This window comes from Pseudochelatococcus sp. G4_1912 (assembly GCF_047501465.1).
In the GTDB taxonomy this organism is placed as follows: Bacteria; Pseudomonadota; Alphaproteobacteria; order Rhizobiales; family Beijerinckiaceae; genus Pseudochelatococcus.
Map to the genome: position 1 here is coordinate 240393 of NZ_JAZDRL010000001.1, position 12468 is coordinate 252860.

General features: G+C 52.6%; 12 protein-coding genes and 1 other annotated feature. Of the genes, 2 read left to right on the forward strand and 10 right to left on the reverse strand.

What is annotated here, in order from left to right; genetic code table 11:
* Positions 1-2: 2 nt before the first annotated feature.
* The 4 genes from arsB to VRZ32_RS01100 form a co-directional block, all read right to left on the reverse strand.
* Positions 3-1082, reverse strand: a complete 1080-nt coding sequence (arsB, locus tag VRZ32_RS01085; protein WP_414523596.1) for an ACR3 family arsenite efflux transporter — start codon at positions 1080-1082, stop codon at positions 3-5.
* A gap of 30 nt (positions 1083-1112) precedes the next feature.
* Positions 1113-1967, reverse strand: coding sequence for an arsenate reductase (glutaredoxin) (gene arsC, locus VRZ32_RS01090; RefSeq protein WP_414523597.1), 855 nt, complete (start codon positions 1965-1967; stop codon positions 1113-1115).
* Positions 1960-2322, reverse strand: coding sequence for an ArsR/SmtB family transcription factor (locus tag VRZ32_RS01095; RefSeq protein WP_414523598.1), 363 nt, complete (start codon positions 2320-2322; stop codon positions 1960-1962). The genes arsC and VRZ32_RS01095 overlap by 8 nt, the downstream gene beginning before the upstream one ends.
* Before the next feature lie 170 nt (positions 2323-2492).
* The gene (locus tag VRZ32_RS01100) at positions 2493-5228 is read right to left on the reverse strand and encodes a cation-transporting P-type ATPase (protein WP_414523599.1); all 2736 of its coding nucleotides are present in this window, start codon (positions 5226-5228) and stop codon (positions 2493-2495) included.
* A 324-nt stretch (positions 5229-5552) separates the two neighbouring features.
* Positions 5553-5608, forward strand: a sequence feature (sul1 is cis-regulatory element that is thought to sense ions involved in sulfur or methionine metabolism; They are found in Alphaproteobacteria).
* Positions 5609-5712: 104 nt separating this feature from the next.
* Here VRZ32_RS01100 and VRZ32_RS01105 point away from each other — a divergent pair.
* Positions 5713-7197, forward strand: a complete 1485-nt coding sequence (locus tag VRZ32_RS01105) for a SulP family inorganic anion transporter (RefSeq protein WP_414523600.1) — start codon at positions 5713-5715, stop codon at positions 7195-7197.
* 177 nt (positions 7198-7374) lie between these two features.
* Here VRZ32_RS01105 and VRZ32_RS01110 read toward each other — a convergent pair whose 3' ends face one another.
* Entirely contained in the window at positions 7375-7932 is a 558-nt protein-coding gene (locus VRZ32_RS01110; RefSeq protein ID WP_414523601.1) for a rhodanese-like domain-containing protein, read from the reverse strand.
* A 29-nt stretch (positions 7933-7961) separates the two neighbouring features.
* Positions 7962-8240, reverse strand: coding sequence for an ArsR/SmtB family transcription factor (locus tag VRZ32_RS01115; RefSeq protein ID WP_414523602.1), 279 nt, complete (start codon positions 8238-8240; stop codon positions 7962-7964).
* Positions 8241-8341: 101 nt separating this feature from the next.
* Here VRZ32_RS01115 and VRZ32_RS01120 point away from each other — a divergent pair, with 101 nt between their 5' ends.
* Positions 8342-8695 (forward strand): carboxymuconolactone decarboxylase family protein, encoded by a 354-nt coding sequence (locus VRZ32_RS01120; RefSeq protein WP_414523603.1) that lies wholly within the window; start codon positions 8342-8344, stop codon positions 8693-8695.
* A 267-nt stretch (positions 8696-8962) separates the two neighbouring features.
* On the opposite strand, the gene VRZ32_RS01125 is transcribed toward VRZ32_RS01120, so the two are convergent.
* The 4 genes from VRZ32_RS01125 to VRZ32_RS01140 all read right to left on the reverse strand — a co-directional run bounded on the left by VRZ32_RS01125 (position 8963) and on the right by VRZ32_RS01140 (position 12413).
* Entirely contained in the window at positions 8963-10090 is a 1128-nt protein-coding gene (locus VRZ32_RS01125; protein WP_414523604.1) for a tyrosine-type recombinase/integrase, read from the reverse strand.
* A gap of 269 nt (positions 10091-10359) precedes the next feature.
* Positions 10360-11025, reverse strand: coding sequence for a hypothetical protein (locus VRZ32_RS01130; RefSeq protein WP_414523605.1), 666 nt, complete (start codon positions 11023-11025; stop codon positions 10360-10362).
* Positions 11026-11222: 197 nt separating this feature from the next.
* Positions 11223-11462, reverse strand: coding sequence for a hypothetical protein (locus tag VRZ32_RS01135; protein ID WP_414523606.1), 240 nt, complete (start codon positions 11460-11462; stop codon positions 11223-11225).
* 216 nt (positions 11463-11678) lie between these two features.
* Positions 11679-12413: an XRE family transcriptional regulator gene (locus VRZ32_RS01140; RefSeq protein ID WP_414523607.1), complete on the reverse strand. Its 735-nt coding sequence runs from the start codon at positions 12411-12413 to the stop codon at positions 11679-11681.
* Between the last annotated feature and the right edge of the window lie 55 nt (positions 12414-12468).

The window sequence follows — 12468 nt, forward strand, 5'->3', positions numbered from 1 at the left end:
GATCAAGCTCCAGTCTGCGTTGCAGTGGGGGCGCTTGCAGGGAACCAGCGTTGCCCGAGCCGCAATGCGACATGAACCAGCATAATGAGTACAGGCACCTCAACGAGTGGCCCGATGACGGCGGCAAAGGCAACTGGCGAAGCTAGGCCGAAGGCCGCGATGGCGACTGCTATGGCGAGCTCGAAGTTATTTCCAGCGGCGGTGAAGGCAATTGCGGTCGTGCGTGGGTAGTCCGCCTCGATCAGCTTGCCCATGGCGAAGCTGACGATGAACTGGACGAAGAAGTAGATCGTCAACGGGATCGCGATCAGGGCTGCATCCATCGGTAGTCGCAAGACATCGCTGCCTTTGAGGCTGAACATGGCAACGATGGTGAACAGAAGTGCGGCTAGCGTGATCGGGCTGATGCGGGGCAGGAATACGTTTTCGTACCAATCGGCCCCCTTGCGCGTGGTGAGTATGCGGCGTGTCAGATAGCCTGCAAGGAAGGGAATGCCGAGATAAATCAACACCGCTTCCGTGATCGTCCAGAAGCTGACATCAACGATGCTGCCTTCTAGGCCAAAGAGTGGCGGCAGAAATGATAGGAACAGCCACGCGTAGGTTGAAAAGAAGAGGATCTGGAAGATCGAGTTGAAGGCAACGAGACCGGCGACATACTGATTGTCACCTTTTGCAAGCTGGTTCCAGACCAGAACCATGGCGATGCAGCGCGCAAGACCGATCAGGATCAGTCCGGTCATGTATTCGGGGTAGTCACGCAGGAAAATGATCGCCAGTACGAACATAAGTGTCGGGCCGATGAGCCAGTTCTGGATAAGCGACAGAACAAGGACACGCTTGTCGGCAAAAACGCGATGCAGTTCCTTGTATTTCACCTTGGCAAGCGGCGGGTACATCATCAGGATCAGACCGATTGCGATCGGGATGTTTGTCGTGCCGACTGACATTGCATTAAGCGCGTCTGGCAAACCTGGGAAGACTGTGCCGAGAGCAACGCCGAGTGCCATTGCGGCAAAGATCCAGAGTGTCAGGTAACGGTCAAGAAAAGATAATCGGCTGACCGGCTGAGGCGTTGCCATGATGTATGCTCCAAATTCGAAATGAGGCGTTTACGGGCGCAGCGAGCGCTTCCGGAGCGTGGCTGATTTGGGGCACAGCTCATTCGCCTGGCGTGTGTCGAGAATTGCTTGCGGGGCATCGGCCCGCTCGACCGCCTTGAAGGCGAGTTTTTCGAGCCAGCCATCAGCTGAGTTGGTCAGCACATATCCGGTGCGTGCACCTGCATCGAAGGCCTTGCGCATCAAAAGCAGCATGAGGTTTCGCCCGATCCCGCGTTCTCGATGGTCTGGCAGAACGACGATGGAGCGTAGCAGGGCATCATTGCCATAGAGCTCAAACCCGCCATAACCGACGGTCTCACCTTCCGGGACAGCAAAGCGGAACCATGTGCTCCCGGCATCTGATAAGTCATCCGTTGGCAGCCCTGCATCCGCCAACGCTTGAACAAGAGCATCATCAGCCTTGATCTGATGTGCCCTTAGCAGCGGTGCGCCTTCCTCCTTTTCTATCGTTTTGATGTCTTCCGGTAGAAGCTCGAGGACTATATCCGATGGGCGGCAAAGGCTGGCACCTTTGTCAGTTACAACGATTGGGCGGTTGATGAGGGCTGGATGCGCCATCATGGCATCGATCAGCCCCTCATCAGTCAGTGCAGGGTCGTCCAGGCCAAGCTCCTTGAACGGGGTACCCTTCTCGCGCAGCAGGTCGCGGGGACGCATATTCATCAGGCCCAGCAACTCGACCAGCCGCTCTCTACTGGGGGGTGTCTTGAGATATTCGATGATCTGCGGCTTGAGGCCGGCAGCCTCGATAATCGCCAGCGTGTTGCGAGACGTGCCGCAATCGGGGTTGTGATAGATTGTGATGTTCATATTGCCCCGGTCGGTCGCAGGTGCATCAAGCATGGGTAGTTTCCTTGTTCGGCACGCAGCGGTTGCTTAGCGCTGCAATCGCAGGCGCGCACACGTCTGGATGCCCCTGGCAGCAGTCCTGCATCAGGAATTCCACCAGCGCCGATAGCGCGGCGTAGGATGCGCTGTAGATGATAGATCGCCCCTCGCGACGGGACTCAATCAGCCCCGCATGCTCCAGATGACTCAAATGAAACGACATGCGCGACGATGAAGACCCATCCATAGCTTCACCGATTGCCCCAGCGGCCATGCCTTTGGGGCCTGCGGCAACAAGCAGACGGATGATCCGAAGGCGGGTTTCCTGCGATAGGGCAGCAAGCGTGACAATTGCGTTCTTTTCGTCCATATCTCAACCTCTCAACATATATTGAGATATAGAGCCCTATTCATCAGAAGGCAAGAGGCTATAAAAGCTGGTGGCCATAGAGTGCGCCGAGCTTAGAGCGGTTTTGCGTATTCTTGAATCATGAGCTGTTTGCAACCCGCTCTAATTTCTATGGTTTCCGCAACTTGCGTTCAAACATAAGGAGTGGGATCATGCCCCTTTATCCGTCTAAATGCGAGACGGATTTGTTTTTCGGTTTCAATGATCGCGAATAGCGCCGCTCCTATCGCGAGCACCAATACACCATCCCAGAATTGGATAGAAACGGTGGCAAATACGGCCTGCAATGGCGGCAGGTAAGTGATTGCAAATTGTGCCACAGTAATAATAACCACCACCGTCCAAACAACTTTTGTGCCACGCAAGGCTTTCCATGTCAGCGAAGTGCCGTAGATATTGCGAATAAAGAACAGGTGGAAAATCTCCATGACTACCAATGTATTCACCGCCAGCGTGCGTGCCAGCTCAATCGAATAGCCCCTATCAATGGCATATGAATAAATGCCGTAAACTCCACTAAGGAATAAAATAGACACCAGCACGATGTGCCAGACCAGTTCTCCAGACAGTATCGGCTCGTTGCGCGGACGCGGTGGACGTCGCATGGTGTTCTCTTCGGTTGGCTCGAACGCCAACGCAATGCCAAGCGTCACGGCGGTAATGAGATTAATCCAGAGGATTTGAATGGGTGTAATAGGCAGCGTTGTGCCAATGATCAATGCCACAACAACAGTCAGGGCTTCGCCTGTGCTGGTCGGTAGCGTCCAGCTGATCACTTTTTTAATATTATCATACACGGTTCTGCCTTCACGCACGGCGGCAACGATGGAGACGAAATTATCATCCGCCAACACCAGCTCCGCTGCCTCCTTGGCCGCTTCACTACCTTTCTCTCCCATCGCAATGCCGGCATCAGCGCGTTTGAGCGCAGGGGCGTCATTTACCCCATCGCCGGTCATGGCAACCATCATGCCGTGCGATTGCAGTGCCATAACAAGTCGCAGCTTATGTTCCGGGCTGGTGCGAGCGAAAATATCGCAGTTCAGCACCGCATGCTGCAACGCTGCATCGGCCATGCTATCGATATCGGCACCGGTCAAAACCATGTCAGGGTTTTGAAGCCCTACCTGCTTGCCAATGGCGCCCGCAGTTTTTGCATGGTCGCCGGTTATCATTTTCACCCTGATACCTGCGCCATGGCATTCCGCAACCGCGGCAATCGCCTCCGGACGCGGCGGGTCAATCATGCCGACCATACCAAGTAATGTTAGGGTTCCTTCCACATCCTTATGTTCGAGCACGGTGTGTTCAGGGGGGATTGATTTAACCGCAAATGCCAGCACTCGTTGACCGAGTGCGGCGATCAATTCTACTTTTTCATTCCAGTAAGCGGTATCCAGCGGTTCCGTTCCGCTATTGGCGCCGCGCTGGTTCTCGCACATGGATAGAATGCGTTCCGGCGAACCTTTGACGAAGATAAATGCATGGCGGTCATGGTCATGGTCCAGCGTGGCCATGAAGCAGTGTTTGGCGTCAAATGGAATTGCGTCAGTGCGCATCCATGCAGCCTGCTGTTTGCGTGTATCTACATCCATCTTACCGGCAAAAGCCAGCAGAGCCCCCTCCATCGGATCGCCCACTACATGCCACACCCCATCCTTTTCATGGAGTGCTGCATCGTTGCATAGCGTAGCAGCGCGGGCCAGCTCCTCAAGCACTGCATGATCGGAAGGAGACACATGCGCATCTTCCAGCTTCAATATGCCTTTGGGCTCATAGCCTATACCCTCCAGCGCGAATAGATGACTGCGTGTGAGGACAGAGGCTACCATCATTTCGTTGCGCGTCAGCGTGCCGGTTTTATCGGTGCAGATGACAGAAACCGAACCCAGCGTTTCTATGGCAGGAAGCCGCCGGACGATAGCGTTACGCCGCGCCATGGCCTGTACGCCAATCGCCAGGGTTATCGTTAATACCGCAGGCAATCCCTCTGGTATAGCCGCCACCGACAGCCCCACCACCGCCATGAACATTTCCGTGAAATCACGGTGAACAACAAAATATCCCCACGCCAGCAGCAAGATGGCAATCAGCAGGATCAGAATAGTTAGCCATTTGGCGAACGCTCCCATTTGCTGCACCAGGGGCGTGGTAAGCGTTTCCACCTCTGAAAGCAGGCCACTGATGCGCCCGATTTCTGTCTGATCTCCGGTGGCTACCACCACACCTTTGCCCTGACCACTACTTACCAACGTGCCTGAAAACGCCATGCAAAAGCGGTCGCCAAGCGGCGCGTCTGTAGCAACTGGTTCGATATGTTTCTCTACCGGCACCGATTCACCGGTTAAAATTGCTTCCTGTACGGAAAGCCCATGTGCGGTGAACAACCGCAAATCGGCTGGTACTTTATCGCCGGCCTCCAGCAATACGATGTCACCCGGAACCAGTTCCTCACCATCGACGCTGATACGCTCTCCATCACGAATTACGTTGGCATGGGGCGCCAGCATGTAGCGGATGGCGTCCATGGCTTTTTCTGCCTTGCCCTCCTGTATGAAGCCGATAATAGCGTTTGCAATCACCACGGCGAGAATAACACTGGTATCAATCCAGTGATCGAGCGCCGCCGTCATCACCGCGCATCCCAACAGTACATAGATCAGGATATTATGGAAATGCTGGAGAAAACGCATAAAAGCACTGCGGCGGGCGGTTCCCGGCAGGCGGTTTTTTCCGAACTTCTCAAGCCTTGCCTCAGCCTCCTTTTGGGTGAGGCCATTGGTCGAAGATTCCAGCAGTTTAATGACACTATCGACCGATGCATGTTGCCAGGTGGCCTGACCTCCTTCCGACTTTAGTTTTTGCATCTTTATCTTCCTCAATTTAGAAAGACTTGGCCGGAAAGATAAAACCGTTCGACTTTAGATCGCGGACTCAATTAAATCCAAACGATTATAACAGCAGCGAGAGCGACGGCAGACAGGTCATTCTGGGCGAAATGGTCATATCGTATTGCAATCCTTCGCCAGTTTTTGAGAAGCGCTCGATGACATTTCGCTGTCGGCAGCATAGCCGGGGAGCATCGTGACCGGTCTGGCAGCAGCTTTCTTGAATTCCACATGCTGTCTGTTGGAATGGCAAGAGTACATATTGTGAATCAATCTAAACCCGTGCTAAATATTTTCCATTAGACAGGACTCGGTGAAATTCCGAGTGGCTATTTCGGCCGCCTATCCGCCGGATAACGCAATTAACGACATTTTCTAACGGGTCTTGAAAGACGCCGTTTGTCGTATGCGAACCTCGTCCGCAAAATTCTTCGCGCGCGAGATGATGAAAGCCCTATATCATATGAATCTTGTCCATCTACGGAGCGAGTGGGCTCCAAACATTACGCGTGAGCTGTTAGCTGGTACTGTTGTTGCGCTGGCATTGATCCCCGAGGCGATTGCATTTTCCATCATTGCCGGTGTCGATCCGAAAGTTGGCCTTTATGCTTCTTTCTGCATCGCAGTTGTAACAGCCTTTGCGGGCGGTCGTCCGGCGATGATATCAGCTGCCACCGGGGCCATGGCGCTATTGATGATCACGCTCGTGAAGGAGCATGGAATTGGCTACCTGTTCGCCGCCACCATCCTCACCGGCCTGTTACAGATTGTTGCCAGCGTCCTCAAGCTCGGCGACTTAATGCGCTTTGTTTCGCGATCCGTTGTGACGGGGTTCGTCAATGCGCTCGCCATTCTCATCTTTATAGCCCAGATGCCAGAGCTTCTTGGTATGGGCACAACCGTTTATCTGATGACGGCTGTCGGTCTCGTTATCATATATGGGCTTCCCTATGTGACCAAAGCCATTCCTTCGCCGCTCGTGACGATCGTGCTGCTAACAGCCGTTACAATGTATTTTGGTTTTGACATCCGGACTGTCGGGGACATGGGTGCTTTGCCGAGCGAATTGCCCTTCTTCGCCATTCCCGAGGTGCCATTCACTCTGGAGACACTGAAGATCATCTTGCCCTATGCGCTCACGCTGACCATGGTCGGATTGCTTGAGAGCCTGATGACAGCGGCAATCATTGATGAGATGACGGACACCACCTCTGATAAGAACCGCGAGTGCGCGGGGCAGGGGCTCGCAAACATTACCGCGGGTTTCTTTGGCGGCATGGCGGGTTGCGCTATGATTGGCCAGTCGGTCATTAATGTCACGTCAGGTGGTAGAGGCAGATTGTCCACGCTGTGGGCCGGGGCTTTCCTCCTTTTCCTTATTGTCGTGCTCGGTCCGTATGTTGCGCAAATACCTATGGCTGCTTTGGTCGCGGTGATGATCATGGTATCAATCAACACCTTCCAATGGCAGTCTATCCGCACGCTGCTGACGCATCCCAGAAGCTCCAGCTTCGTCATGCTGGGTACAGTAGTAGTGGTGGTGGCAACGCACGATTTGGCCAAGGGCGTGTTGTTCGGAGTAATTCTGAGCGGCCTCTTCTTCGCTCATAAGGTCTCGCGTTTCTTCGGGGTATCCTCGAGGCGTGATGAGGCGAAGGCTGTTCGTACCTATACCGTCACCGGCCAAATCTTCTTCGCGACGGCTGAAGCTTTTCACTCGGCTTTTGACTTCAGGGAAGAGGACTTAAAAGGTGTGGTCATCGATCTGACTGCATCGCACTTTTGGGATATCACCAGCATAAACGCGCTGGACAGGGTTGTACTAAAGTTCCGCAACCATGGCATCTCAGTCGATGTCATTGGCATGAACGAGGCGACAGCCACCATGGTCGAGCGATTGGCTACGCATGATAAGCCGGGGGCTGTGCTCAGTTCGTCGGGGCACTGATCTTCCAACGACTAAAGCACGCAGTATCCTTCCGCAATGGATACTGCGTGTGCTTTTAGTGAAGTACCGGGAGCGCATGCAGATCCCGAAAATAGGATAATACTCATCCGCCGTTTGCGCGGGGTTCATACCACCTAAGCTGTTTCCTTTGCCCTTAATCCCTCGAAAGGGGTGGTGCTAAACAGGTTGATTTATATGGCAATTCGTTGCTACCCGTTGGTTCCATGGCATCTTGGCGACCAGCGTTGCAAGGCCACAAAAGCCGGTAGTGCCAGCGATGGTTAGGCCGATTCCGATAAGCCCTGTGATTAGCAAGAAGGCAGGTGCAGTGAGAAAATAGCCAATCAGGCTGGCTATTGTCAGCAACAGACCAATAATAAGCTGCACCTGACGGTCAAGCGGTAGGAAGGATTTATTGGAAGTTACTAGCGTTAACCCTGCTGCGCGCCAAGCTTCAATGCCGCCTTCTAGATTATAGATATCCAGGCTGGGGTCTTCTGCCAACAGCTTTTCGCATGCCGAACCACCACGCCCGCCTTTGCGGCAATGGATCACCAGCTTCTTGCCTGTATAATCCGGCAATGCTGCCTTACTCACTCTACTCAGCGGCATTAAAGTTGCGCCCTGAATGTTCTCGGCGGCATATTCCGCCGGTTCGCGGACATCCACCAGCACGGCTTGCCGGGTTTCCAGCCATTGCTTAAGTGTGTTCGCATCGATTGTTTTGAGCGCCATTATTTTAGGTTCCTCTAATTTAGTTATGCCTAGCGGCAATAAATCAGATACAGCACAGAAAGCAGCGCCTGCGCTTCCATGCTGCAAATGCGGTAATAGACCATCAGTCCGCGCTTATCCGAGCTCACCAGCCCGGCCTCGCGAAGCTTGGCTAGATGCTGAGACAATGCTGATTGCGATAAACCAACAGTTTCCGATAGCTGGCCTACGGTCTTTTCGCCGGAAACCAGATTGCAAAGCACCATAAGGCGATTGGCGTTGGCAAGCTGCTTAAGTAGCGCTTCAGCTTGCGCGGAATTCTTTTGCATTAGCTCGATGGTATTTGGTGTGCTTGTGTTGTTCATGTTGACATAATATTAGAGTCATCTAATATGGTCAACAGGTTTTTCATTGGAGAATGAGGTCAGTTATGGAAAAGAATTACCCCGAAATCACCAAGCGCATTAGCAACAACATGAAAGTGCTGCGTAAAGATATCGCTGACACCATGCAGGGCTTCTCTGCCATGGCGCAGGCTGCGACAAAGGACGGCGCGCTTGATAAAAAAACCAAAGAGTTCATAGCTCTCGCTATCGGCATTTCCTCTCGTTGCGACGGCTGTATCGGTTTTCACTCCGAAGCACTAGTGAGGCTTGGCGCAACCCGCGAAGAGTTTGAGGAAGTGCTGGGCATGGCGGTCTACATGGGCGGTGGACCATCGCTGATGTACGCGGCAGATGCCATGATGGCTTTTGAACAGTTTAAAGCGAAGGTGACAGCATAAGCTGAAAACAATAGTCTCCACTGTCTGTTGAGCGGCTAAATGTGCTGAGCGCCGGGGTCTCTGAAATCATCTGCAGTCGTATCTGTGGTGACTGCCCTGTTATGGCTAGCGGGTATTTATTCATGATGCGAGGTTCAAGCTTCTGATATTGCCATCGCTAAATGTCACTGATGCGTGCTGCTATTGCAGCCACATCAGAGCCGCCCTGAAATCGCCTATCTATTAAGCTTTAGTTTACCAGTTATATGCCAGCTATTTGGGATATTACTATCCATCTAACGCATGCTGGGCGCGTGATGAGCGTATAAGCTTGCTCGTGTAACTTAGCGGGTCCTCAAGCCATGGCATTTCCTGCCATGCTTTGGGGACAGGCAAGGTATTGATCGCTTCAATCAGTGGTGCCTGAGGCACGCGGGTGTATCGTCGGCTCATGCTATCGACCGCATGTCCAAGAATTTGATCCTTTATATACGGATGAATCCCGTTGATGACGAGCTGGGTTGAGACGCTATGCCTTGCCGTATAGGGGCTTATATTGGCGATGCCGCTGCGTTTTCTTGCTCCCAGTATTGCGGTTTTTATCTGCCCGCCGCCATCTTCATTTAATGGGTAGGGTTTCCCCTTGTAAGTGCGGAAGAGGATGCCTCCTCTTTGCGATAGAGATGCAAATAGGGGGACAATAAACTCGTGCATCGGGACCCCTCTGGGTTCTCCCGTTTTGGATGACTGAATAGTGATCCAGCGCTGTTCTATATCAATGTCCTCAGCCTCCAGGCAGAAAAGCTCAATGGGCCGCATGCCTGTATAAAACAGGGCGGTCATTACCATGGCCGGCGCCGGGCTCATTAACGAGATAAAGCCTGATGCGATATCATAGGATATCGGTGTGCTTCCTGCCCGTGTTGTTCTGGAACGGTTGGCTGTTCCTTTTTGCTTACGTGGACGCTGCCATGTCCGCTTATCTGCCCAGCCATTAATGACAGCATGATTCCAGATCGCGATGAACGGCGAATGGCACTGCCTGTTCCGTGTTTCAGGAGTTGCTTCCGGGTAAAGTGTTCTGGCGGCTTCATCCAGATCATTTTGTGTAATGGTATGAAGGGTGCGCCCCTGAAAATGGACGGCCAGTCCCGCTGGCTTGCCAGTGCTCTTTTTGATTTCAAGAATAAAACGCTGGGAACCGCCGGCTGATATGTATGAATCAGCTGCTTCCTCAAAGGAAATAACAGACTTTTTGCCAAATATGCTTTCTGTCAGAAGGCGGTTTTCGATTTGCGTTCGTATCGCTTCGGCTGCTTTCCTGTTGCTCGTGCCAGTAGATTCGAAAACGCTCTGTTTTCTGATTGTCCCGCGTACGTACCAGATCTTGCCTCTGAGTGTGAGAATGAGGGGCATCTGACTTTATCCCATATTGCAAGTATATCATTTTCGGTGAATAAATAGTCCCGCCCAACTATCGAGCAGTTCCCGGTTTTTTTGGCTATGCGCGAGAGAGTGCGTGGGTTTATTCTCATGTAGGTTGCTGTTTCACGTAGGTTTAATACTTTCCCGAGTGGACCGTGGTTGTGATTTTTCAATTCGAAATCGTCCATTTTAGGCTCTTTAATCGTTCTGTTCCTGGTGTTTGTGCGTCTTATGTGCGTCTGCGATAGCCGTTTGATGGCCTAACGGCTGGCAAGAGCTTGTGGGCAGTATTGCTTGAGACGGTTCAGCCATAGATCGGCAGCCTTGGGCCATGGCAGGGGTTTGATACGTGGACCGCGAACTGGTTCAGCCTGTTCGATGTGGTCCCCCCATGATCGCGAGCAGGGGCGCATCAGGTCGCGTTTTTCAGTCGCCAGCATTCGAAGATCCATAGTCATGATCTTCATGCGAACAGCTGCCGGGGGAGGCGGCAGGTTGGCAGCTTGCCATATGGCAAGATCAATCATGTCCCGGAGAGCTCCCATGACATGCCTGATGTTGTGCCCTTCATTGCCAACGCCGCTCACGCAACCAAGTCTGGCTAATGCGGTGACTACAGGTGTGGGGATGTCGCCAATATAGGCTTCATGTGCATCATGCAGCAGAAAGTATGCAGCCAGATCCAACCGTCTGGTTTCCTGGTAGATGGCATCGGCTCCAAGCGCACAATGCTGGGCAATGGAGTAGAAACTTTCAGTTGCGCCATTGAAGCGCGTCTGACGAGCCAGCTGGGGCGCTATGTCATGAACGAAGTCAATTTGTTCAGCTGCGGGAGATAAAAGGGAAAACATCCTGCCCGAGGCCGTCTGTATACAGCTGCTATCATAGGATGTTGCATCGTTATGGTATTCATGCCGGCAGCTCATGCCACCCTCCGTGATATTTACGTACAAATGAGCGAGAAGACGCCGACAGCCGTTATGACGATGGCAACGGCAGCAAGATCGATCAGATCGCGTATGCAGCCACTCATCGGTGTATCTCGATAAATGCTGTTGCGATTTCACGCGATGTACTTGCAGTATGAGTAGACTTTTCTGCCGAATGATAATGTGAGAGCGCTTCAGCAGAAGGCATTTATCAATTCCTCCTGAGAGGCGCGCAGTATCGCGTATTCGCGTGCATCCTCGATATGCTCAATAATTTCAGTGCTGGTAAATCCGGCATTGATGAGGTCTTCAGCGGTGCAGGAACCATTGCAGGCTGTCGTCTCCCGCAGTGTGTCGCCCATCCTGGTGATGGTTGCCATAACGAATTCGATGCTGTTTTCTGCTGATTGGTGGCACGAGTCAGATTGGCGCATACTTTCCATCCCCTGGTGTTATCTTGATGCGGGTTGATGGAAGTAGGCTATATCGGTATAATTACCCCGTCAACTAAAAACGGTAATTTTACCTATTTAGGTGTGAGTGACCTCGCCCCCTGAAGTTTGTTCTGGCTATTTAAAAGTTGGAATATTCCGCTTAAGACTTCGCTTTGAGGCACATGTCCGGGACATGTTAGAGCAGGCTATAAATCATTAAAGCTCAAGCAAAGTCCTGCGTACGCGACCCACCACTGTGACGGGGCTATTGGGAAAAATCGGTTCGTGGGCAGGATTTGTGGAGACTGGCTCGAATCTGTCCGGATTGCTGCGGTAGCGTTTATAGGTTGCCTCACCTTGCTCCGTGATGACAACATAGCATCCACCAGAGCATAGATCCGTTTCCCTGCGATTAATCAGGATGCGTGATCCGGGAGGGGACAGGCGATCCATTGAGTCGCCGGTTACTTCCAGTGCAATCCAGTCTCCTTTGGGGAGCCCGGCTACCGGAATCCGTAAGGCTTCGCCGGGATGCTCAATGTCACAGACAGACTCGAACTTTCCTGCGCTGACCCATGATATGAGAGGGACGAGCGTCATGGAAGTTGTGGGCGTTGCCGTTTCCGGGCCGACGCCTGTCATCAGCCATTCAACGGATACATCGAGCACCCGTGCCAGTTCAGCGATCGTATCAGTGCTGACGCCGCGGCGACCGCCGTTTTTAATGGCTCGCTCAATGTTGCGTATCGCGTCGGGACGCTCCGCAAGTCTTGAGGCTGCGGTCTTGTTCAGTCCCAGTTTTTCGAGCCGGTAGTTTATCCGGGCAAGGATTCCCTGAAGTTCCATGGTGCGGTAATTTAACCGATAATGCGGGCTGTTTATAGCGGCAATTTTACCGTTGACAATTGAGGTAATAATACCGATATTTGTTGCCGTGTCTACTTGGTCCATTGAAAACACGCGTTATGGCCGGGTCGATGTGCATTTCCATTCTGATATCGGAGTA